This window comes from Pedobacter sp. BS3 (genome assembly GCF_008274585.1).
Classification (GTDB): domain Bacteria; phylum Bacteroidota; class Bacteroidia; order Sphingobacteriales; family Sphingobacteriaceae; genus Hufsiella_A.
This window is the reverse complement of sequence record NZ_VTRT01000001.1, coordinates 751,809-777,581: the sequence shown is the minus strand read 5'-3', so window position 1 is coordinate 777,581 and position 25,773 is coordinate 751,809. Positions and strand designations below refer to the sequence as shown.

General features: G+C 45.2%; 12 protein-coding genes. 2 read left to right on the top strand and 10 right to left on the bottom strand.

All coding sequences use genetic code 11. The features are described 5' to 3' along the window. Positions 1 to 59 precede the first annotated feature (59 nt). From FW774_RS03360 to FW774_RS03320, 9 genes are all read right to left on the bottom strand, one after another. The gene (locus FW774_RS03360; protein ID WP_149346721.1) at positions 60 to 4,136 is read right to left on the bottom strand and encodes a two-component regulator propeller domain-containing protein; all 4,077 of its coding nucleotides are present in this window, start codon (positions 4,134 to 4,136) and stop codon (positions 60 to 62) included. A 32-nt stretch (positions 4,137 to 4,168) separates the two neighbouring features. After that, complete coding sequence (locus tag FW774_RS03355) at positions 4,169 to 6,775, bottom strand: DUF4962 domain-containing protein (RefSeq protein WP_242457695.1); 2,607 nt, start codon at positions 6,773 to 6,775, stop codon at positions 4,169 to 4,171. A 66-nt stretch (positions 6,776 to 6,841) separates the two neighbouring features. Continuing rightward, positions 6,842 to 8,200, bottom strand: a complete 1,359-nt coding sequence (locus FW774_RS03350) for a sulfatase (RefSeq protein ID WP_149346720.1) — start codon at positions 8,198 to 8,200, stop codon at positions 6,842 to 6,844. A 199-nt stretch (positions 8,201 to 8,399) separates the two neighbouring features. Continuing rightward, positions 8,400 to 9,911, bottom strand: a complete 1,512-nt coding sequence (locus FW774_RS03345) for a sulfatase (protein ID WP_149347146.1) — start codon at positions 9,909 to 9,911, stop codon at positions 8,400 to 8,402. A gap of 12 nt (positions 9,912 to 9,923) precedes the next feature. Beyond that, a complete protein-coding gene (locus tag FW774_RS03340) occupies positions 9,924 to 11,579 on the bottom strand; it encodes a sulfatase (protein ID WP_149346719.1) in 1,656 nt (551 codons plus the stop codon). A 4-nt stretch (positions 11,580 to 11,583) separates the two neighbouring features. After that, complete coding sequence (gene hepC, locus FW774_RS03335) at positions 11,584 to 13,554, bottom strand: heparin-sulfate lyase HepC (RefSeq protein ID WP_242457692.1); 1,971 nt, start codon at positions 13,552 to 13,554, stop codon at positions 11,584 to 11,586. Then, positions 13,541 to 15,223 (bottom strand): RagB/SusD family nutrient uptake outer membrane protein, encoded by a 1,683-nt coding sequence (locus FW774_RS03330; protein ID WP_149346718.1) that lies wholly within the window; start codon positions 15,221 to 15,223, stop codon positions 13,541 to 13,543. The genes hepC (FW774_RS03335) and FW774_RS03330 overlap by 14 nt, the downstream gene beginning before the upstream one ends. A gap of 19 nt (positions 15,224 to 15,242) precedes the next feature. Next, positions 15,243 to 18,419 (bottom strand): SusC/RagA family TonB-linked outer membrane protein, encoded by a 3,177-nt coding sequence (locus tag FW774_RS03325; RefSeq protein WP_149346717.1) that lies wholly within the window; start codon positions 18,417 to 18,419, stop codon positions 15,243 to 15,245. Positions 18,420 to 18,604: 185 nt separating this feature from the next. Beyond that, positions 18,605 to 21,301: a DUF4962 domain-containing protein gene (locus FW774_RS03320; RefSeq protein ID WP_149346716.1), complete on the bottom strand. Its 2,697-nt coding sequence runs from the start codon at positions 21,299 to 21,301 to the stop codon at positions 18,605 to 18,607. A 334-nt stretch (positions 21,302 to 21,635) separates the two neighbouring features. Between FW774_RS03320 and FW774_RS03315 the strand changes: the two genes are divergently transcribed. Together FW774_RS03315 and hepC (FW774_RS03310) are read left to right on the top strand one after the other, a co-directional pair. Continuing rightward, positions 21,636 to 22,850: a glycoside hydrolase family 88 protein gene (locus tag FW774_RS03315; RefSeq protein ID WP_149346715.1), complete on the top strand. Its 1,215-nt coding sequence runs from the start codon at positions 21,636 to 21,638 to the stop codon at positions 22,848 to 22,850. Between the two features lie 79 nt (positions 22,851 to 22,929). Next, positions 22,930 to 24,918: a heparin-sulfate lyase HepC gene (gene hepC, locus FW774_RS03310; protein WP_149346714.1), complete on the top strand. Its 1,989-nt coding sequence runs from the start codon at positions 22,930 to 22,932 to the stop codon at positions 24,916 to 24,918. Between the two features lie 465 nt (positions 24,919 to 25,383). Here the strand turns inward: hepC (FW774_RS03310) and arsC are convergent, their stop codons facing one another. Next, a complete protein-coding gene (gene arsC / locus FW774_RS03305) occupies positions 25,384 to 25,731 on the bottom strand; it encodes an arsenate reductase (glutaredoxin) (RefSeq protein WP_187774791.1) in 348 nt (115 codons plus the stop codon). Between the last annotated feature and the right edge of the window lie 42 nt (positions 25,732 to 25,773).

The following is a 25,773-nucleotide window of genomic DNA, read 5'->3' as shown; positions in this document are numbered from 1 at the left end:
AAGTAAACCGGGCGCCGAAACAGGGGTTTCAAATATGTGTTATATGCTTCAAATTTTGATTAACCCATAGCCTCACCATCAGCTTTTTTTCTGGCAAGGTATTCCGTGGGCATGCAATCATAATACTGCTTAAAGCAGGTTGAAAAATAAGAGGGTGAGTTAAAACCTGACATATAGGCCACCTGCGATATGGTGTACCGCCGCGATTCAAGCAGCTCCACCGCTTTTTTAAAGCGTATGCGTTTAATAAAGTCGGTTGCCGATTCGCCGGTAATGGCTTTTAGTTTCAGGTACAGGTTTGAGCGGCTCATACCAATCTCACGACTGAATTTATCTACTGAAAAATCTGATTCGGTAATGTGATTTTCAATAATGGTGATGGCTTCGCGGATAAATTCCTCATCGAGGGTGTTAAACGTAATATTTTCGGGAACAACTTCTTTGGTATTAGAATAATACTCTTTAAGGCGCTTGCGTGAACGGATGATGTTATGCACCTTGGCATCCAGCAGATTAATGGAAAACGGCTTGGTAACATAATCATCAGCCCCTACTTCAAGGCCCTCAATCTGCTGCCGGGTTTCACTTTTAGCTGTTAGCAGGATAACCGGGATATGACAGGTTTGTATATTCTGCTTGATTTTTTTGCAGAAATGAATGCCGTCCAGCTCAGGCATCATGATATCGCAGATAATCATATCTACCGTTTCACTTTCAACCAGCATTAACGCTTCTTTGCCATTTGCGGCCGTTAAAACAATGTAGTTTTTGCTGAAATATTTTTGCAGGTAATCTATAATCTCCTTGTTGTCGTCTACAATCAGTAATTTTTCTGTATGCGGTTCAGTGGTTACCAGCTCCTGCCAATCCGGTAAATCATCGGCCGGTATATCTGTTTCCACGCCGTTACGTATGGTTAGCTCATAGCTTTGTTCATCCTGATGCTCGTCATACGTGTAACTGTCTTCTGCCAACGGAATGGCCACACGGAATAAGGTTCCTTCACCCGGCGTACTTTCCACGTCAATGGTTCCATGATGCAGCTCTACCAGCCGCTTGGTGAGCGCTAATCCCACACCGGAACCAATGTTCATGGTATGGTCATTCACCTGGTAAAAGCGTTCAAATATTTGCGATTGATATTTAGGGTCTATGCCAATGCCCGTATCTGAAACGGTTATCACGGCAAAACCTTGTTTTTTGGCCAGCTTAATGGCTATTGAACCACCCGGCTGGGTATATTTAAACGCGTTGGAGAGCAGGTTAAAGCATATTTTCTCCAGCGAGTCTTTATCAAACCAGAACGAAAGCTTCGCTTCGGTAGAGCGGAAGGTGTAATTGATGTTGTTTTTATCAGAAAGGGTAGCAAATGAGAGATATACCTCGTGGATAAAGCTGACCATGTCGCCACGACTCACCTTTAGCTTCTTTGTTCCCAGTTCGGTTTTCCTGAACTCCAGCAGCTCATCTACCAGGTAGAACAAGCGTTTGGCATTGAGCATAATCAGCTCATGCTGCTTGCGGAGCGCTTTATCCGTAACGGGCTTGCTCATAATTTCTTCCAGCGGAGCCAGGATTAGCGTTAACGGCGTTCGGAATTCGTGCGATACGTTGGTGAAGAATTCCATCTTCATCTGGTTAACATAGTCCACTTTTTCGCGTTCCAGGCGCTCCAGCTTTAACTGATGGCGGGTTTTAATGCGCTCTGAAATCACTTTATAGGCCACGTATATGGTGGCAAGCACCAGCAGCACAATGAGCGAGTAAAACCAGGAGCTGTTCCACCAGGGTGGCAGAATTTCAATATTCAGGCTCCGCTCCGGACTCATCTCGCCTGAAGGACCAACGGCTCTTACATAAAAAACGTACCTACCGGGTTTCAGGTTAGAATAGGCCGCTTTGGGTATATTTTCTGTAACCTGCCATTCACGGTCAAACCCTGCCAGCTTATACTGGTATTTTATTTTGTTTGGCGATATGTAATTGAAGGTATTAAAGAATATGGTGAACTGTTGCAGGTCGGGTTTAAAGCGCAATTGCTGTGCCTGGTCAATATGCCGGTCGAGCACATTATACTGGTCTGAAGGTATCACCGGCTTATTAAATACTTCCAGCCCGGTAAAGGTAACTTTCAGCTTAAAGATATTCTGTTTAAGCAGCTGGGGATAGAAATAGGATATACCATTTATGCCACCAAAAAGCATCATACCATCGCTGGCTTTACAAAAGGCGTATAAATTAAACTGGTTATTTTGTAAGCCGTCCCTGTGGTCAAATGTTTGCGTCTGGTGCGTATCGGGATTAAAACGGGCTAATCCTTTATTGGTAGATATCCACAAATTACCGTCATTATCAGACAAGATTCCGTAAATGGTTCCCTTTAGAAAATCGTGCCTGTGGGCAGGAGTTATGAAGGAACGTGAGGCTTCATCAAACAGGTTCAGACCATTACGCGTTCCCACCCAGATACGATTTTTAGTATCTTCTGCAATGCAGTTAACCACATCATCGCTTAAAGCTTCGCTTGAAATGGGTTCAAACAGCATATTATCCGGATAAAAGATATTAACGCCATTGGTCGTTCCAATCCAGATACGCCCCTGCGAATCTTCCGTCAGGTAAGTAATTTCATCGGAGGTGAGGCGCTTGCCTGCCTTATCGATATAAATGTGTTTAAAGGTATGTTCGCGACTGTTAAACTGGTCTAAGCCGGTACGCGTTCCTACCCAAATGCGACCCTGATGGTCTTTGAGCAGGGCATAAACCATATCGCCTGCTATACCGTCCGGCTGGTTTGCGGCATAACGATAAATAGTGTTTTTACCGGTACGCGGATTAAAGCAATTCAGACCGGCGTTATGCGTACCAACCAGTACATTATCGCCATCAAAAATAATGGCTTTGACATTATTGGAGCTCAGTGAATTGGGTTTTGCCTCGTTGTAGGCATAATACGTAATGGCATTCGTTTGCCTGTCCCAATAATCCAACCCTTTATCGTTTGTACCTATCCAGAAATTGCCTTTTGCATCCTGCTTAATTACATTGATTACCTGGTCGTTCAGGGACAAGCGCCCGGCATTCTGATTGAGCAGGTTGAACTTGATATCGCTGGCATGATAATAGTTAACGCCCCCATAAAACGTACCTAGCCACATGCCATCCTGCTTATCGCGATAAATATACCGCACCGAATTCTGGCTGATGGTGTAGGGTATGGACGATTGGTGATAATAACTCTGAAAGGTCTGACTTTTTGAATCGTAAACCGATAATCCCCGGAAAGTGCCTACCCAGATATTTCCTTCATTGTCTTTTTTAATGCTGCGCACATCGTTATCGGCAATGCTGCTGTTATCTGTTCTGGCATGACGGTAATTAACCAGCTTGCCCGAAGCAGTATCGTACACAAACAGGCCGTTCCCTTCGGTACCAATCCATAAGGTTTTACCGTCAGGAAAAAGGTCGTTTATCATCGGCTTTTCATTGCTTAAAAATACATCGCTTAACTGATGTGTCTTCGCGTCCATTTTAAACAGACCCACATCGGTGCCTGCCAGCAAGGTATTTTGCCACAAAAGCAAAAGCCTCACACTCCGGATGTTATGTGCCGAAGCATTAAAATTAACCTGCTTAAACTGGTTGGTTTGTGTGTCGAGGTAAAAAATCTCGCCGCTGCTTGAACTGGCCCAGATTTGCTGCCGGACATCCTGCACAATAGACGTAACATACCATTCGCCTGGTTTGCGTGGTAAACGGTAATTGACAAAACGGTCGGTAGCATAATCATACCGGCTGATACCCATGTTACCGCCAATCCACAGCAGGCCTTTGTTATCCAGGTAAATAGCCCGGATATAGTTGGATTGCAGGCTGTATTTATTATTCTTGACCGGCCGGTACACGGTAAACGTTTCGCCATCATACCGGTTCAGGCCGTCCTGGGTTCCTATCCACATAAATCCCAGCGTATCCTGCGCTATGCTGAATACCGTGCTTTGCGATAAACCCTGCTCAATAGATATATTCCTGAAATAACGCTTGGTGAGCGTATCGGTAGCAGGAACTGCCCGGGTCTGCAAGCCGGAGAAGGCAAGCAGTATTGAAAAACCAATATAACGCCACGTTTTTTTCATTTTATTCCACTTCACAATTCATTGTAATATCGTTATTTATTCTGAAATCCAATATCATATTTTACTACGGCCGGGTACTGGTCAACAACTTCCTGCTTAACATCTTCAACCAGCATAGAGCTTCCATTTACCGCATGCGTGTACTGCTTACCTTTTACGGTTACGGGAGCTGCTCCGTAGCTAAACGCCGCATTACCATCGGTTGCTGTTACGGTTAGCGAAGCGGCTTTACCGGTATTCAATTCGGCATTAATGGTCCAGTTACCAGCCTTCAGGCGATAGTTACCGTCTTTTTTATCCAGAACTTTTACTGGCTCAGCAGCGGCGCCACCTACATGGATGAGCGTTAAAAAACGGTTGGCTTTTACCGGGGCCGATGTGGTAATACCCACATGCCACTGGTCTTTAAATTCAATAATGTTGCCTTCATCATCGGTTTTACCTTTCCAGTTTTTTGCCGGGTAATTGTATTTCTGGTGAATAACTTTCCCGGCAGGTACGCTGGCAAATACTTCGGTAAAGGCATTTCCTGCCGGTGTGCTTACCGAAAAGGCCGCCGCATCAGATTCTTCACGACTTTTTATACTAAACGGGCTGTGAAACTGCGACGTCCATTTAACCGGTTTGGCGGCTTCAAGCTCATCGTACAGCAAAATATAATTATCATCCAGTTGCAGCACATGGCGACGGTATAGTTTTACTTCGGGATTGCCGTAACCGTTTTTTTCATCGGGCGCCACATTAATTTCTTTGAATCGCGACAGCCAGAAATCAGTTGTAACATTACCATAGGCATTTGAGGCATCGCCCAGGGCGTACTGTATGCGTTTGCCGGTGATGGCACGTGGTATCCAGCCGTACCCATCCTCACCGATACGCTGACCCAAACTATCGGCAAGGATGGTGCAATATCCGCGTGATGAACGATAGTCCAGCAGGTTATGCGCATCGCTGAAATTGCTGTAATAGCCGGTTCCACCAAATATTTTAGCTCCTTTATAATTTACGGTTATGGCATTTTGGGCGGCATGTCCGTGCCCGGCAGCGCCAAACGGGTTAGCGTTCAGGTAGACTGCCATATCCTTTGCCTGATTGGCCAGGTTTGAATGCATGGCCACCAAACCAACATCCTTAAATTCCCTTGACCGGGGTAACGTTTCGGGAGATTTTACGACAACAGCCTGCTTATCTTTATATGTCAGCAAACGGAATAACAGGAAATCATCATTTCCTTTAAAGAAACGGGGATAATGCTTTTTCAGCTCGCTAACATACCCATTGAGGTACGGGTTATTTACCTTACGAGATAAGGCATCAGCAAACAAAGCCTGTGTTTTTACCATATCGCTCAGGTTCTCGTGCATATCGCCAAACTCGGTTGAAGCCGATTGCGGCGGATAGGAGTAAAGCATATAGTAGGGCAGGTTTTGCATCCACGGAAGGTTAAAATAATCCTGTCCCGAAATCTCGCTGAACAGCAGGGGCAGATAAATGAGCGTTTCAAAATGTACCCGGAAATAACCGTTTCCTTCGTGCCAGCCGCCATCTGTTGTTCCCAGAACCGGGAACCGGGCGCTCCATACTTCGTACACATAGGCCAACCACTCGTTAGCCTGCGGAACATCGTTGGCAGCCGCTACCGCAGCTATTGAAAAATTACGGAGAATGTGCTGCCAAATGTGATTATCACACATTTGCAATTCAAAACGGTTGGGCAGGTTTTTATAGATACGTTGTCCACGTGTCAGCATGGCTGTTCTAAGGGCTTCCTTTTCTGCGGCTGATAACTGGTCATAACCAATATCGTACACCCAGGCTATCCCTTCCAGCACATTACCGTTATTGAAATCGTCGCGGGTTGCCAGCCCGTCGGGACTCATGTTGGCCATGTGTACGCCGCGTTTAATGGCTTCGCTGATAAAGCGCTTGTCTTTGGTAAGCAGATACGCCAGGCATAGTTTTTTTACCGGTTCGGCAACTTTATCGCCAAAGCCATGATACATAAACTCGACCATTTGCTTACGCTGAAGCGCCGTCATGCCGGTGGTATCGCGGGGACGGGTAGGATTCTCTTCCGGTAAGGGTTGTCCAAGCAGCTTTTGCGCCGAAGCAATTACGTCCAGCGCTTCGGGATTGCTTTTATTATTGGCATAAAATGCGGCTGCACCGGTACGCAGTCCCCATAAACGCGGATGCGGTTGATTGTTCCGTTGCAATACCTCGGCTACTCCGGGTGTGACAACTGCCTTTTTACTTTTTGCGCCTACTACAAAATCATACACCGGCGACCAGTTCCACTGGCCTTCGGAACCGCTTTTATAAGCATATTTCCAGAACCAGCGGCCAGGTTTTAATGGCTGATGCACCGGGTAAACGGCCCAACGCTGATTGCTGCTTTCGGTAAGGTTGTTCTTAAACAGGCTGTCGGTAGCCAGCATTACCTTATAGGTTACTTTCTTACCGTCTGCCTCAGGCCATAATAATGAGGGACAATTGTCCGGCACTTCAACCCGGTTTACCGGATAGGCCCATTCACGCATCCGCGGATGCAGCATATTTACATGCAAGGGTTTAACAGCAGATGTATCCGGCGGCGTCAACCATAAATTTAGCGGAAGTAATAATGTAAGTAGGGTCATTTCAGTAGGATAATTTCTTAAACATTACACTGATTGGTATGGGCTTTTGACTTTTTTAATTTTGACTTAATAAAACGTATCATGATGCTGCCTGCACCACTGCTTTAAATAATCTCTGAATATTTTCAGCTTAGCGGTATAAGCTTTTTGTACCGCCAGGTTATTCATTTCGCCCGGGTCAGCAGCCAGGTTGAACAGTTGCTCACGTAATTCGCCTTTATTGTAAACAATGTATTTAAAATGGCTCGTGAAAACGGCCCGGCCTTTAATACCCAGCGATTTATCGTTATCGGCAAATTCTGTTTCAGTTACCAGTGTATCCCGCCATGCGGATTCCGGGTTGTCAATACGTGTTTTTACGTTCATGCCGTTTAAACCTTTAGGAACTGCAATACCCGCAAAACCGCACATGGTTGGTATCATATCAATGCCGTTGCAGACCAAACTACTGTCGGTTCGCGATTTCCATACACCGATTTTTGATACGATGAACGGCACTTTTGCCGATTCTTCGTACAATACCTGTTTCTGGTTCCACTGATGTTCGGCATAACCGTCGCCATGGTCGCTGGTAAAGATGACGATGGTATTATTCTCAACCTGGTACTTTTTGAGTGATGCCAGCACCATAGCGATGTAATTATCTACCTTTTCTACCAAACGGTTGTAAGCCCAGCGGTACTGGCGCCATTGCGACTCATTCCAGTTTAAGGACGGATAGGTACGGTAATTACTATGCTGCTGCTCACGTATTACCGGCGGCTCGTTAGCCGGTTTACGCCAGTTAGCCGGTAGCTTCGGCCAGAAAGAAGAATCGGGCACTGCCGGTAATAAATCCATTTTCAAATTATCCTTTCGTGCCCATTCGCAAATATCATGAGGGTTAAGAAAAGAGGCTACCAGTAGAAACGGGTTGTCCTTGTTCTTCTTAATAAAGTCTGCACAGAAAGCGGGAGTAGCCGCATCCGTATAATCGCCCATACCGGTATTTTCGATGTATTCAAAACCGTGCTGCTGCTTTTTGGTAACCGGTAAGGGCAAATGCCATTTGCCTACGTACCCGGTTTTATAACCGGCACTGGCGAATATCTTGCCCATCATTAACAGTGAATCCGGCAATTGGTCGTTTTTAGAGGCATTGACTGTAAAGCCGGTTTCATGGGGCATTTTACCACTGAAAATGGAGGTACGAGATGGTGTACACAAAGGCTGGGCCGCATAAGCACGAACAAAACGCACTCCGTTTGCCGCCAGCATATCCATTGCGGGCGTATGCAAGTCGGTATTGCCGGCACAGCTCATGGCATCGGCTGTTTGCTGGTCGGTCATGATGAGCAGGATGTTTGGCTTTGAAGATTTAACGGCAGCTTGCGCTAAGGCTAAAGCCGGGTTCAGCATAACCCATACTGCAAGGACAGCGTTCATCCTAAAAATCATTTTTCCCATCACTGTTAATTTTTTCAATCATCTGTTGAGCCCACTTTAGCCGGATTACAAATCCGGGGTTATGTCCATCGGGATTGCAAATCCCGATGAGCGGCGTTGGCTGGTCAGGATTTGCAATCCTGACCCTGCTAATACCGGATTTAAAATCCGGCCTACATAAGCCTGATTACCAATACCCTTACTTCAAATAATTATATACCGAATCCAGGTGCAGCAGCTTTTGTGCTTCGGCACTCGGACGCGGTGTTTTGTCAATTTCGCTAAAATATGCGGTATTATCCCAGATTATTTTTCCGCCTACTTCTCTTGGGTCGCCGGTCTTTTTAAGATAAGCATCCAGTTCCGCGGATAATTGTTCTTTAACTTTCTTATATGCCGGGTTGGTAGCCAGGTTGGTCAGCTCATCCGGGTCTTTGTTCACATCAAACAATTCTTCGGCGGGCCTTTTCGCAAATGCCAGGTCGAAGGTAGGCTTAACCTTTGGATTGTTTTGATTTTCGAGCATATACATTTTTGTCGGGCCCGCAAAGCTTAACATATAGGGGTCTACATCGCCATACAGGGGTGGATCGCCGGCAGGCCAGCGACTTGGCTCATAATTACGTATGTACAGAAAATCTTTGGTGCGTATCGCTCTTCCGGGATAGCTCAATCCGTGCTGCCGCACAAAAGCATGACGCTCACGACCCATTACCACATAATCCCGTGAGTTCGTTTCGGTTTTACCTTTTTCCAGGATTGACAATAAGCTCTTAGCGGTCATATCTGCCGGAATTTTAAGGTTTGCCAATTCCAGGAATGTTGGTGCCAAATCGTTTAGCGTTACCAGGTTATCGGCAATTTCATCTTGTTTGAACTTACCCGGCCATGCAATAATCAGCGGAATATGTGTTCCGAAATCATACAAATTAGCCAACCCACGGGGCATTTGCCAGCCGTTATCACTGCATACCACAATTACGGTATTTTCCAGATCGCCACTTTCTTTCAGTAGCTGCATAGCCTGTCCAATCTGGCGGTCGAACGTTTCAATAGCGGCGTAATAATCGCAGATATCATTACGCACCTCTTTATTATCGGGCAGATAGGCAGGCACAACTACCTTAGCGGGGTCTAAGCCCGCAGCTTTTCCGGAACCTACCGCATACGGACGGGCCGGTTCTACGCTGCTCAGCCAATAGCTCCACGGCTGACCTTCTTTGCGTTCTTTCATAAAATCAGCAAAGCTTTTATACTCATTTCCTGCCGGATTGCGTTTCCGGCCATTCGCCTTAAAGCTGCCAGGCCCCCAGCCTTTTCCCTGGAAACCGATTTTGTAACCGGATTCTTCAAGCATATCAGGATATACCTTAAACTTAGTCGGCAGTATTCCCCATAAGTTAGCGCCTTCTTCAAGCCGCCAGATATCCTGCCCGGTTAACATGGCTCCCCGAGCAGGCGTGCAGGAGGGCGAGTTACAGAACGCATTGGTAAACCTTACACCCATTTTCGCAATGCTATCCGTATTGGGTGTTCGTACCACATTATCGCCATAACAACCGGCATGTTCATAAAACTGATTGTCTGACATGATTAATAAGAAGTTTGGCCGCTTCGCTTCTTCTTTTTTCTGTGTACAGGAATTTAAACAGAACAGGCATGCTATCCATGTAGCAATGAAACCTGTATAGTAATGGTGCCTGAAATTCATCATCTTATTGTTTTACTTTTCTGTTGGATTGGTGTCTTTATATTTAACTTGTAACTGTGTTAGCTGCTCTTTAAGCTGTTTAATAATTTCCTTGTATGCCGGACTGTTATACTGATTATACATCTCGTGCGGGTCTTTCTGCAAATCGTATAACTCCCATTCATCAATATCATTATAAAAATGAATGAGCTTGTAACGGTCTGTGCGTATACCGTAATGACGTTTTACCATGTGCCAGCCCGGAAATTCATAATAGTGGTAATAAACGGCTTTACGCCAGTTTTCGGGCGCTTTGCCTTCGTTATCTAAGATAGGTCTTAACGATTCGCCCTGCATATCTGCCGGTATGCTTACGCCGGCATAATCCAGCAAGGTAGGGGCAAAATCAAGGTTCATGGCAAAGGCTTTGCTAACCGATCCGGCTTTAACAGCTAGCGGATATCTCACCAATAGTGGCGTGCGGAATGATTCATCGTACATAAAACGTTTATCAAACCAGCCGTGTTCGCCGAGGTAAAAACCCTGGTCTGAGGTGTACACGATGATGGTATTATCCAGTTCACCGATTTTTTTGAGGTAATCCATCAGCCGGCCTACATTTTCGTCGACAGCAACCACGCAAGCCAGGTAATCACGCATGTACTGCTGGTATTTCCAGCGCACCAGGTCGGCTCCCTTCAGGTTCAGCCTTTTAAACTCGGCTACCCGCTTATCGTACACTTTATTCCAGGCTGCCTTTTGTTCGGGTGTCATCCGGTTATATACCTGGAAAAAACGGTATTTATCCAGCGATTTATCGTTAGCCTGCCGGTAATCATCACTTTTAGCATCTTTGAAATGAACTTTACCAGCAATCTTAGCCATCGAATCCAGTTCTTCTGATGATTCGAGCTTCAAATCCCAGGCATCCCACATATTGGTGGAAATGTTCATCATCTGCTCTTTGGCCGCCCGCCCGCGATGGCTGAAATCATCTAACAGGTTCGATGGCTCGGGAAATGTCACGTTATCAAACATTCCGAGATGCCGCGTGGCTGGCAACCAATCGCGATGCGGCGCTTTATGCTGATAGATCAGCAGGAACGGTTTATCGTGATCGCGATGGTCAAGAAAATTAATGGCCTTATCAGTTATTACATCCGTTACGTAACCTTTCTCAGTTATTTTGCGCCCGTTCTCTATAAATTCGGGCTGGTAATATTCGCCCTGGTTGGGCAATATGCTGTAATAATCAAATCCCACAGGCAGCGAGCCCAAGTGCCATTTGCCGATCATAGCGGTTTGATATCCGGCCTTTTTTAACAGCTGCGGGTAGATAACCTGTGTGCTGTCAAACACTTTTGAATTATCGGTCAACCCATTCAGGTGACTGTATTTCCCGGTAAGGATGGTTGCCCGTGACGGCCCGCACACGGCATTAGTAACAAAGCAATTTTCAAACAACATGCCTTCTTTGGCAATACGGTCGAGGTTTGGCGTTTTAACCAGCTTGCTTCCGTAACAGCTCATGGCCTGTATAGTATGGTCATCAGTCATGATGAACACAATATTTGGCCGTTTTGCAGCTGTATTTTCTGCGCTCCTGCCGGATTTAGGATTCCCGCATGACGCTACTAAAAACCCGGCGGCAAACAAACAAAAGATATAGGTGATAAACTTCACTCTCATTGTATTAAGGTAAATCATAGCCAATGGTATAATCCTGCCCGTCTATGGTGATCTTAGCAGTCAGCTTTTTTGCCGATGCGCTGGTTATGCGGCCTTCAATTACAGGCGGAACCATAGTTTGTGAATAGGGATAAATCACGGTAAGAAAACGCAGCGTTGAGTTATCGGATTTGTTCAGCCCGATTGCATAGGCCGGCCGGGCAACTTTAGTATTGTATGAATACGATACATAACCATCTTCAAGCTCCATAGCCGAATTTTCTGGCGCAAAGCATTTCAGGGTGATATTATTTTTATCGGAATTGGTAGTGGTTACCGACATGGAACATTGGTCGGCAATAACGTTTCCTTCCTTAAATTCATAATGCAGCGCTACTTTGCCGGTGGCGCTGCCTATGGCTTCGTCGACAATTACAAAAAAGGTTTTATTGACGAAGTATACCGAGCGCCGGTGCGTGAGGTTGGTATAGCTGGGATTTTCATACACCAGCATATCCAGCGTTGGCGATGCCGACCATTGCAGACAGTTGGCGTTTACCGTGATATTCTGATTGTTAAGGGTTAATGTATTGTGTACACGGGTTTGCTTAAACCAGTCGCGTTCGGCATTTACAGTTGCATCGCCTTCGTAAATAAAGGGGCCTGAATCGGGCATAAAGTTCCGTCCTTTTACCCATAGCTCAAAGGTTCCGTTATCGGGTTGGCTGTGCCATTTTCCCGGCGGACTTGCTTTTAACACCATCACGGTAGATTGCATATCCCAGCCGCTCCTGAACGTGTAAATACCCGAATTTTCAAGCCGGGAAGAGGTGTAGGTTGGCAGGGAACCGGTCTGCCCGTCGCTGGCAAAGTATTGTATTACCGGATTATCCGGAAACAGGTCTGCCCAACGTTTATATTGCTTTAATATTCCCGATTTCTTAACCAACTGCGCATCGCTGAACATGGGATAGGTATAATCGGGATAAGAAAAGTTAATTTCTGCCAGTATCATTTTTTCTACGGTTTGGGCATAGCTGGCCGGAAACTGGCCTTCAATGCCGTTTATTTTGAGCATTTTAAGCGCTTCGTAGAAAATGTTGATGCAGGCAATATGGTAATTGAACGATAATTCGTTTTGCAAACCATCGGGATATACCTGGATGTTTATTTGATTGTTGAGCGTATCTATACCGCTTTGCCGCCAGGTATCAGCGTTTTTAAATTCAGGGAAAAACGTACCGGCATAAATCATGCGTTGCGCTTCAAACAGCAGGTGATTACCTTCATCGGTATAATTCCGTATCAGATACTCAGCGTGGTCATAATAATTATTTAAAAATGCCACCAGGAACTCCGGCGTAAAATTAGGCGACTTAATGAAATACTGTATCAGGCTGCTTTGGCTTTCAAGCCGTTCGCTTACCTCCAGCGGACGCCAGGCAAAACGGTCGTTATCTGCCGAAAGGCCCAGCGGATTTTTCTTTATCCAGTCAACATATTCGGCCATCCATTCTACAGCATAACGTTCATCGCCGGTGCTGGCATAGGTAACAGCCATAGGCATCCACCAGGGCATGCGGTGCAATTGCCAGCGCAATTCATTATCATGAACCGGCCAGTATTGCCAGTTAATATCATCGCCGTAGAAATACGATTCATAGCCATCGTGCACAAAAAAATGATGGGTTAACGCATCGTTCGCTTTTTGCAAATCAGAGGCGCTCACTGCAGCCCCAGTGGGAAAGGTCACTCCGGTAAGGTCAACATCGGGATGCTTAACTGTAGTTCTATTACGGTAGTAATTCAAAAGCGCATTGGCCGCATTATTGGTATCGCCGGCAAGGTAATAGGAGTTTACCTGCTCCAGGCCCGGTCTGGAGAGGTCGAGCCTGGAGAGTAAAATGGTTTTGTTGTTGGTTTGCGCCAGTGCTTGTACATACGAAAACAAACCAATCAGTATAATAACGTGATGAACGGCTTTACTGACCATCATAACCGGGATTTTGAGTCAGATTAGGATCCAGGTCACGTTCTTTTTGCGGGATGGGGTACAGCTCATGTTTGTTATCCACAAAGTAGGTTCCGGCAACGTACGGAAAATTACTGCGATACTTCTTCACTGCCGCTTCTGTAGCCCGTAACGTTGAACCCAGGATATTCCACCGGATGAGATCCATACGGCGCCAGCCTTCAAAACATAATTCATAAGCACGTTCTTTCTGTACACGTGCCAGAAAATCTTCTTTATTTAAACCGCCGGGTAAATCTACGGTTGGATCAACAGTATTGATATCTTTGCCAAAACCTCTCCGCCGAACCATATTAATGGCATTATAGGCATCGCTGTTAGGGCCATCGTTCACTTCATTTTCGGCTTCGGCACGCATCAGCAGCACATCGGCATAACGCAGCAGCACCCAGTTAATGTCGGTATTATTTTGATCTTTATAGGATGTTCCCTGCCAGTTCCGGCGCCATTTTCCCGGCGCCCACTTGGCATCGTTGGAATTTGATTTGGTGGTATCAAAAGCTGATATAGTATTGGTTGCGGTTATCTGGAATGCCGCGACGGCTACATCTTTCCGCAGATCGCCTTTGGCATAGCTTTTCTGAAACAGCGGAATAACTTTGTAAAACGAGTTTGCACGACCGTAAGATGAGGCCGCATCGCAAATCGGGCTGTTCCAGGTGCCGATATAACCGCTGTTTGCGTTGGCTCCGGTAGTGTTGTATAAGGCTACCTCGAACATGCTTTCTTTTGGCTCAAGGGTAAGGTTGCAATAATTGCGGAAGATATTTTCGTAGCTTGTATTCAGGGCATGCTCGCCGGATTGCATAATTTCCTTGGTCTCCTGCAATGCCGCGGCGTAATAATCCTTATAATTGGCCGGACGTTGCATGGTTCCGTTTTGCCGTAATGAATAACCGCCCCTGAACAGGTAAACCCGTGCCAGGATGCCTTTCACTGCTCCCTTGCTTACACGCTCGTCTGTTGCTTTGGCTGATGCCCAGGGCACAACTTCTTCGGCAGCTTTCATATCGGTAATGATCTGATCATAGATCTCTTCACGGTCTGTACGGGCAGGCTGCATATCATCTGTGGCTTCGGTAAATTTCAGCTTGAAAGGCACATCGCCAAACAAACGAACCAGGTCAAAATAATACAGGCCTCTTAAAAACTGTGCTTCGCCCAGCAGGCGTTTCAACTCTGTTTTCTGACTGTCGCTGCCGTTTTGGTACAGAGCCATTTCGGGTATTTTTTGTATCACCAGGTTGGCCCGGTCAATACCCTGGTAAAGCAGCTTCCACGAAGCTAAGATATAACTGTGGTTAGGGGTAACATTGTAGTGCGCAATGGTACGGTTATCGTTACTCAGGCCCGAACCGTCCATTTGGGCAATGTCCGAATCAATATCGTACACCAACGACATGTAAAAACCGTAGGTGTTCAGGTTAGACATGGCCTCATATACCCCCAACACGGCTTTGGTAGCTTCATCCACCGAAGTGAAATAGGTATTGGTTGAATACAGGGAATAGGGCTTTTCTTCCAGCCATTTTTTGCAGGATGACAAAGCCGATACAGCCACAAGGGAAGCCATGCATACCATCACTTTGTATGCGGGCTTTTTAAACCGGGATATCAGGAAACGTGTTTTCATGATTCAATATTTTATATTCTTAGAAAGAAAGATTTGCTCCCGCTACAAATGAGCGGCTTCTGGGATATGCGCCAAAGTCTACACCGGGTGTTAAACGTGTGCTGTTACGCGTACTTACTTCGGGATCATAACCGCTATACTTGGTAAATGTGTACAGGTTATAACCGGTTACATACACCCGTAAATTGCCGGCATGTATTTTAGAAAGCACTTTTTTAGGAATGGTGTAGCCCAGGCTGATATTATTGATACGCAGGAAAGAGCCATCTTCCACCATCTGATCATAAAATTTAAGCGAGGTACCGGCGCCATTATAAACAGGCACTGTTTTTCCGCCATTCAGCGCAGCCAGGGTTGCGGGGTCCGTTACACGCTGACCTGTTGCGTCAATACTTATCCAGCGGTTGGCAACGTACGAGTACGTATTACGGTAATCCAGGTTGGTCTGGCTGGCATACAACTTATTGGCATTGTACACATCATTTCCGTAAGACCAGTTAAGAAATACGCTCAGATCAAAGTTTTTGTACGACAGGGTATTGGTCAAACCTCCTGTAAACTTTGGATTGGCATTACCAATAACGGTTCGGTCATCGGCAGTGATTGAGCCTTCTCCGGTTCGGTCTACCAGCTTAAGATAACCGGGGCCGGGACTTTGCGTGGTGGCATTAACAATGTTGTTCGGGTCTTTAGCAATGCCAGGCTTCAGATAGTAGTATTTTGTTGCCGGATCGTACGTAAAATCATCTACCTGGTACAAGCCGTTTGACTGATAACCGAACATCTGTCCTAGCGGTTGTCCTACGCGGATAATATAATCGCTTTCTGTGAGCACACCCCAGTTAGATGAAGCGTACATAAACGAGTTTCCGCTGGTAAGGGCTAACACCTTGTTGCGGTTAAAGGCGATGTTAAAATTGCTGGTCCAGCGAAAATCTTTGTTACGGATATTGATAGAGCTCAGGGTAAATTCCAACCCTTTGTTGCTGGTTGAACCGGCATTGATCAGCATAGTAGTATATCCCGTAAGGTTTGGTACTTCTGCGTTAAGCAACAGGTCTTTGGTTACGTTTTTATACGCATCTACCGTTAGTTGTATACGCTGGTTAAGAACGCCCACGTCTAAACCGATATTGGTAGAACGGGTTTGTTCCCATTTTAAGGCCGGATTAGGCAGTGTATTGGCTCCAACGGTAACATTATTGGTGTTGTTTAACGGGTAATTTCCTGTGGTTAACAAGGCAAGCGATGAATAATTATCTATGCGGTTATTACCGGATGTTCCTACACTCAGGCGCAGTTTTAAGTCTGAAAGAACCTTTACATTTTTCATGAAGTCTTCCTGCATGATGCGCCAGGCGGCAGATACTGCCGGGAAATAGCCGAACTTATTGCCTGAGCCGAATTTTGAGGAACCGTCTGCACGGATACTGGCGGCTAACAGGTATTTATCCTTATAGGCGTAGTTAACACGTGAGAAAAATGAAATTATTTTTTCATCTTCCGTGCCCGATGCGGCTACGAAAGTAGCTGCTTCCGACAGGTTATCAAGTCCCAGGGTGCTTCCGGGAAATGCAGTAGCCGTAGTTCTTATATAATTGCTTTTCAGGTAGCTCTGCTCCTGGCCAACCAGCACATCTAATTTATGTACCTTATTGAACAGGTTTGAATAGGTAAGTGTATTGGAATAGTTCCAGCTGCTGCGGGTTAAATCATTAATAGAACCCTGCGGGCCTCCATTACGCTTAGCGGTAACCGAGCGGTTATCGTAAAACATATTGGTTCTGGCAGTATAGGATCTCACACCAACCAATCCCCGGTATGTCAGGTGATTAATGATCTGGTAATCTAACGTACCGTTCAGGTAAAGCGTTTTATTAATAACTTCACGGGTTTGCGATTCGGCATTAACTAACGGATTTTGCAATGTATTACCCGATACTTCATCCAAGATCGGGTCTTCGTCCATATTTACCAGATCATCATCACTGCCTTTTATACCATAGGTTGGCCGGTAGGTAATGATGTTTTGCAACTGGTTAAAATAGGTATTACCCTCGCTGCTGCCTATACCGAATGTATTTTGTTGCGAGTAGTTTACACTTGCCGATGCCTTCAGCTTTTTGCTGGCAGTATGATTCAGCGTTAGCTTGGCCACATTCTTTCTGGCCCCGCTATTTATCATGGTACCCTGATCGTTATTGTATGAATAGAAGAAACCGAAGCGGGTTGCCTTATCGCCGCCGCTGATACCTATTTTATGATACTGGCTGTTTGCCGAACGACCAAAAACTTCGTCCTGCCAGTTAACGCCGGCTCTGTTTCCATACAGGCTTTCTAACTGATCAAATGTTCCATAATTACTGGTAAACGATGCCAGCTTAGTTGCATCGCCCAAGCTGCGTTCATACTGCAACACGGTATACTGGTATGGATCAAGCACCGGCAGCATATTATTCACTTTCTTGCTGCCGTAATACATATCGTAGGTAACAGCGGTTTTACCGGCTTTGGCCTGTTTGGTAGTAACCAGCACAACGCCATTGGCTCCGCGTGCTCCGTAAATGGCTGTTGCAGCAGCGTCTTTCAATACGTCGATGCTTTCAATGTCTGTAGGATCCAGGAAGCTCAGTCCATCGGTTTGCGGAATACCGTCAATAACGTACAAAGGCTCATTGCTTTGTGTAATAGAACCGCCGCCACGAATGGTGATGGAAATATCAGCGCCGGGTGCGCCTTCGGTAGTATTTACCTGCACACCGGCCAACCGACCGGCCAGGGCGCTTGCCACATTTTGCACGGGAACTTTGTCCAGGTCTTCACCTTTTACAGAAGATACGGCACCGGTAAGGTCTTTCCGTTTTACAGTTCCATAACCTACAACCACTACTTCTTCCATGCTTTTCATTTCAAGCTTCATGGTCACATTAATAGTGCTGTGGCTATTTACTTTTACCTCGCTTTTCTGATATCCGATATAAGAAAAAACAAGTGTAGCATTTGGCGAACTTACGGAGAGAGCGTAATTGCCATTCTGATCGGAGCTTACCCCGTGGGTGGTACCTTTCTCCATGACGCCCACGCCGATTAACGGTTCCCCCGATGCGTCTGTTACCTTACCATTTACCCGCACCTGCTGTGCATACAATGCACCGGTTCCGGGAATAAGCATTAACAGTAAATAAAATAGTTTCATAATCGCGTTTTTTAGTTTAGCATTCGAAAAGTGAATTTCGATAGATACGACAGGAAAGGCTTAAAAATTTGATTAAAATTGTTTAAATCCTGATTAATGCAGAATTAACATTGGGTTATATAAGTTGTTATTAATACAGCTTATGGATACATTAATGCCCCTGTAAGCTGTTTACGCCGGTTCTATTAAAAACCATAGTCGAACTTTACTACATCAGGAACAGTGTCTGTTACTTCCTGATGGCTCAGCTTATCAGACCCTGATTCTAAAAGTAATGAGCTGCCCTTTATTTGTTTATAGTCCCGGCCTTGCCACTGTACGGGTAATACGCCATAATTGAATAATGATCTTGCCGCACTACTACTTACCTGCAAAGCCGCAGGTTTTGTGGCATCTAATTGCACTTGTATATCCCATTGGCCAACTTTTAAATGATACAACCCATTCGTATCAGCTATCGTTTTAATTATATCTGTCTTATCGCTTTTTATCTGGATGATAGTTAAGAACCGGAACGTTTTTGAAGGAACTGATGTAATACCGGCATGCCACTGACTTTTAAATTCTTTTATTTTCCCCTCATCATTGGTAACCTTTGCCCAGTTTATAGCGGGCTCGGCAAATTGATCATGAACAGTTAATTTTAACGACGAGTCGGCGAATACGCTTGCCGTTATTTTGCCCAGATCAGTTTTTACTTCAAAATTCTGCTGATTAGTACGAGTTGTTTGTTGTGTTAAAATGGTGTAATAAGGTGCATGAAATTGTGTTGTCCACTTAACCGGATTTTTTGCTTCCAGCTCATCGTACAATACCACATATTCTCCGTCTAATTGTAGCATGTGCCTGCGATACAGGGTGACTCCGGCATCGCCATAGCCATTGCTTTTATCGGGCTTAATGCCAATTTGTTTAAACCGGTCTAACCAGAACTCGCTCACAATATCGCCATAGGCGTTTGACGCATCACCTAAAGCATATTGAATATGATTGCCGCTAATGGTGCGGGGTATCCATCCGTAACCTTCTTCACCTAATTTTTGCCCTAAGCTATCGGCCAGTATGGTGCAATAGGCCCTGGATGTGCGATAGTATAACAAATTGTGCTTATCGCTGAAATTGCTGTAATACCCCGAACCTCCGAAAATGGTTTTTCCTTTATAATTAATGGTAAAGGCATTTTGCGAAGCATGACCATGGCCCGATGAGCCAAACGGGTTGCTGAATAAATAGCTGCTCAGGCTTTTATCGGCATGAGCCAGATCCTGGTGCATAGCCACTACGCCTATATCGGTAAAGGCCCTTGTTTTAGGCAGGTTTCCGGGCGAAGAAACAGGCAGCTTACGATCCGGATTATAGTTTAACAGGCGGAATAACAATAAATCATCGGTCCCTCCGAAAAATTCCGGGTTATTCTTCCTGATTTCGCTGACATACCAGTTGAGATACGGATTTTCTATCTTATAGGTAAGGGCATCGGCAAACCAGGCCTGCATTTTTACCATGTTGGGCAGATTTTCCCACATATCGCCTATGGCTGTAGACATGGAATTTGGCGGATACGTATATAACATATAATAAGGCAGGTTTTGCATCCACGGCAGGTTGAAGTAATTGACACCACTAAAGTCTCCGAATAACTGCGACAGATAAATAAACGATTTAAAGTTCACCCTGAAATAGCCATTACCTTCGTGCCAGCCGCCGTCGGTTGTACCTAAAATTGGAAAGCGTGCCGACCATACCTCGTATAAATAGGTTAACCATTCTTTGGCTTCGGGTATTTCGTTCACTACGGCTACAGTACCAATGGCCAGGTTACGCATGGTGATTTGCCATACGTGGTTATCGCTTACATGCAACTCAAAGCGATTGGGTAAATTATCGTACACCCGCTTAGCTCTTATTTTAATAATGTTGCGCAACAGTTGTTTTTCATCGTTGCTTAAAAATTGATAACCCGCATCATAAAACCAGCCCAACGCTTCCAGCACCGCACCACTGGTAAAATCATCGTGGGTTGCCAATCCGTTTGGATCCATTCGGGCAATGTTCAAAGCCCGTTTTTTGGCATTTTGTATGAACCGTTCATCTTTAGTAAGCTGGTAAGCAATACACAGGTTGCGTACAGGTGTACCTACCATATCGCCAAAACCATGATACATACGCTCTATCAGCTTCTTTTTCTCAAGCGGAGTTTTGCCCGTGGTGTCAATGATCCGCATCGGTTCTTCTTTGGGCAAAGGCTGCTGCATAAGCTTTTCTGCGTAGGCTATGAATTTTTTTGCTTCGGGATTTTGCAGGTTATTGCGATAAAAGCTTTCACCTATCCTGCTCATGTTCCATAACCTGGGATGTGGCCCTTCATTCCGTTTTAACACCTCGCTTACAGGCGGCGATACTTCTCCGCCTGAATTTTTATCTACCACAAAATCATATACCGGAGACCATGTCCATTTATTGCTGTTTTTAAGCATATAGGCATATTTCCAAAACCAATGCCCCGGTTTTAAACGCTGGTGCAGAGGATATACTGTCCAGCGTTGTGCTGTACCGGCAATAACATCCTTTTTAAAATCCTTATCGCCTGCCAATATCACCTTATAAACAACATTGCCGATATTGGGATCTTCCGGTACTTCGCTGCCACTTTCCATTGGAAAGATCATGCTTTTTCCATTGGTGCCCGGCCACAACAACGCCGGAGCGCTGGTGGGAACCGTTATGCCATTTTTAGGATATGACCATTCCCGTATGCGTGCATGGAGCTTTATAGCATCGAGGTGGATTATAGGCGGCTGAGAATCTTTTTGCAGCGGCTGTTGCTGCTGGCAAGCAGTTATTAAAGTTAATGCCGAGTGAAGCAGTATGTTAAAACTCATTTTTAGGGGTTATAAATGGTACTTGTTATTTTATTCGCTTGCTGATATAGGTCTTTTCCTCGTAGCCTGATAGAAGGCTATTATTCTGAAGTAAATTTAGGCTAACCTTGCAGGAACAATTTCAAAAATTAACCAAAATCATTCAAATCCTGGTTAGTGTTTTACGAAATTCCGGATGCCGGTTTGTTAAATAATATTGTCGGTTGCCGTAATCATAAATTCTATCTATACATTCATCAATTTTAGAAGCAAAAAAGACCATTTCTAAAGCCTCCCAGCAGCAGCCTGCCTAACTTGCGGGTTGTAAATCATTATATTTTAATATTCCTTATTTATGAAAAAACGATTAGGCACGTGTTGTGCATTTGTTGTTTTGCTGGGACTAGGCCAGAGCCTTGTTAATGCACAATCTACCCCCGAAGACTGGTTGATCAAATCAAAAAACAGGGCAGTTTATCAGTTAACCAAAGCTGCCGAAACCTATAAACCGGGCATGACGCCACGTTCTGTTGAGCCGGATGGCAGTGTAAGGCTAGCTCCCTGCCGCGACTGGACCTCGGGATTTTTTCCCGGCAGCTTATGGTATGCTTACGAGCTATCAGGCAATAAAAAATTAGCTGCACAAGCCGGCAGGTTTACACTGGCTCTTGATTCAGTACAACATTTTACCTTTACCCACGATCTGGGTTTTATGCTGTTCTGCTCATACGGTAACGCGTACCGCATTACCGGAAACAAACAATATTTAAAGCCTTTGGAAAATGGCGCCGCCAGCCTTTATACACGGTATAATAAACGGGTTAAAGCCATCCGTTCGTGGGATTTTGGTGAGTGGCAGTTCCCGGTTATTATTGATAATATGATGAACATTGACTTTTTGTTCTGGGCGGCTAAGCAATTTAACAAACCGGCTTATTTCCAGGCAGCCGACAATCATGCCAACACCACCATGCGCAATCACTTTCGTAAAGATTACAGCTCGTATCATGTGGTTAGTTATGATACCATTAGTGGTAAAGCTATACATAAAGGTACGTTCCAGGGATATGCGGATAACTCAGCCTGGGCACGCGGGCAGGCCTGGGGGCTTTATGGATTCACTATGAGCTACGGCTATACCAAAGAAAAAAAGTTCCTGGCACAGGCCGAGCATATTGCCGCTTTTATTATGAATCATCCGCGTCTTCCTAAAGATAAAATACCTTATTGGGATTACGATGCACCCAATATTCCAAATGCCTTACGGGATGTTTCTGCGGCAACCATCACGGCCTCAGCTTTGCTTGAGCTAAGCACCCAGGTAACCGATGGCGATAAGTATTTCAAGTTTGCCGAGCAGATATTAAAATCCCTATCTTCGGATAAATACCTGGCAGCGCCCGGTAGCGAACATTACTTTATTTTGAAACATAGCGTGGGTGCGTTCCCCAATAAATCAGAAGTAGATACCCCGATAAATTATGCGGATTATTATTACCTCGAAGCATTAAAACGCTATGCGGATATTAAAAAGATCGATCTGAAGTTAGTAGCATCAACCACGAAGTAAAAAGGCCATACGCAATCTGTGTAATCTGTGTAACCCATTTATCCGTGTAATCTGTGCAATCCGTGTAATCACATATAAAATGAAAAAGTTCCCTAAACTCATGCTCACATTCCTGGTAATGCCCGCTTTGCTGGCGGCACAGGAAAAACCGCAAACAAGGTTAGAGCAACCTGAAGAAGTGTTTGCACGCCTTAACCTGGATTACCCGGGTTTGGCCAATGTCAAAAAACTGGTCGATAAAAAAGATTATCAGCAAGCCGCAGCAGCATTGCTTAACTATTACAGGCACCGCACCGGTATAAAACACCCGGATTATAACCTGGAAGACAAGGCCCGGTATGCCGGTAAAAAATTACCTGCCGGCGTTCAGGAAAAAGCCGATAAAGGCATGCAGCATTTGTTTTATGTGCACCCCGGTTACGGTTTTATTGACTATGGCAAAGACATTAACTGGCAATACTGGCCCATTAAAGATAACGAGATACGCTGGCAGCTGCACCGTACTTATTGGTGGGAACCCATGGGTCTGGCCTACTGGTCATCAGGCGATGAGAAATATGCTAAAGAATGGGTATTTCAGTACCGCGACTGGATAAAGAAAAACCCGTTAGGTCTTTCGGCAGATAACGACCGTTTTGCCTGGCGTCCGCTGGAAGTAGCTACCCGTATACAGGATCAGACCGGCTTGTTCAATATGTTTGTCAGCTCACCCAATTTTACACCCGATTTCCTGCTGGATTTCCTGGAAAACTACGCCAGACATGCCGATTACCTGCTGGCCAATTATACCAAAGTAGGCAATCACCTGTTGTTCGAGGCACAACGCATGGTGTATGCAGGCTGCTTTTTTCCCGAGCTGAAAAATGCTGAAAAATGGCGCCAGAGTGGTATAGAAAAGCTGAACACCGAGATCGGCAAGCAAATCTACCCCGATGGGTTACAGTTCGAGCTCTCGCCTAACTACCACGTAGCCACCGTTAACATCTTTCTAAAGGCGCTCAGGATGGCGCAGCTTTCGGGACTCGACAATGAGTTTCCGGCAAGCTACAAAGCAACCATAGAAAAAATGATTATGGCTTTGGTCAATTTTTCATTCCCGGATTACACTTATCCTATGTTTGGCGATGCTAAGCTGGTACATAAAGATGAGATGGTGAAACAGTATAAAAGCTGGCTGGAAGTATTTCCGCAAAACAAGATCATCCGTTATTATGCCACCGAAGGTAAAGAAGGCAATCCGCCGGCCTATTTATCAAGCGCATTAAAAACCGGCGGATTTTATACCTTCAGAAACGGTTGGGATGAGAAATCGACCGTGATGGTGTTACGGGCAAGTCCTCCGGGATTTTTTCACAGCCAGCCCGATAACGGCACGTTCGATCTGTGGGTAAAAGGACGCAATTTTATGCCTGATGCCGGTTGTTATGTGTACAGCGGCAACGCAGAAATACTGAAACTGAGAAACTGGTATCGCCAGACGATGGTGCACAAAACACTTACATTGGACAACAAAAACCAGGACAGCACCAACGCTAAGTTCATTTACTGGAAAACGTCGCCTTCGCTGGATGTCCTGGTGTACGAAAATCCAAGTTATACCAATTTGAAACATCGCCGTACAGTATTGTTTGTAGATAAAAGCTATTTCGTGATTTTAGACCAGGCCATCGGAACCGCACAGGGAACCATTGGCATACATTTCCAGTTAGCAGAGGGTAACAGCGTAACCAATACCGCACAAAGCAGCGTACGTACCGACTTTGACGATAACAACAACCTGCTTATTCAAACTTTCGGAAAAGACATTAAGACAACCGAAGAGGAAGGTAAGGTTTCTTACGCCTATCGCCAGGAAAAGCCACGCCCGGCCTTCGCGTTCGAAAAGCAAAAAACCGTGAATGAACCGGTAAATTTCACCACCGTTTTATATCCGTATGCCACCGCAAAAGCACCCGTTATTACAGTTACGCCGGACAGCAAAATGGATTTGAATACAGGTATTATTGACCTTACGGTGAACGTTGCCGGCAAACAACGGCATATCACCGAACAGGTTCCTGTTAAATAATCTTTAGATATGCCACAAAGCTTCAAAGACACAAGGCGCTGAACATTTTTCGGGCCTTGTGTCTTAGCGGCGAATGATTTATCGTTTCATTTAAGTTCCTCTGTCAATTCTTCCGATAGATAAAATGGGTTGTATGCTGGTTTTATCACAGCTCATTAGGCTCATTCATGGCTATTTTTGGAGTTGAAAACTCCGCTTATTGATCAATCCGTAGAGACGCTTTCGTTGAACACTTCGGACAGCCAAAAGAAGCCATAATGAAATAACTTACGTTTACGCTTTCAATAGCTCCAACCTGTTTGCGCTCGTTTGCAAAACGAGTGCATAAATCTCCGGCGTTTGCAACGCCGCAATGTTGCTTAAGACAATCAAAAGGCAGCTATTACCGGCGTTGCAAACGCCGTTTTATGGCATCCCGATTGCAAATCGGGACGAGCCTGCGCCTTAACCCGAACTCACATTAATTTACGCTTTCAATAGCTCCACCACAGTTTCCAGCGGGCGGCCAATGACAGCTTTATTGCCCTTGATAACAATAGGCCGCTCTATCAATATGGGATTTTCTGTCAGAATGCTGATCCATTCTTCATCCGAAAATGTTTTGTCCTGGTAATGCTCTTTGTATACCGCTTCATTTTTCCGCACCAACGCTTCGGGTGTAATACCCAGCTTATTGATCAGTTCCCGCAGCTCCTCCTTATTGAGCGGATTTTCAAGATAAGGAATAACCTGGTGCGCAATATGCTCGTTTTCTAAATACTGAAGCGCACACCGGCTTTTAGAACACCGGTTATTATGAAGTATCTGTATCATGATAAAAGCAAAAGTAAGCATTTAAACCAGGCTATGCTCTTA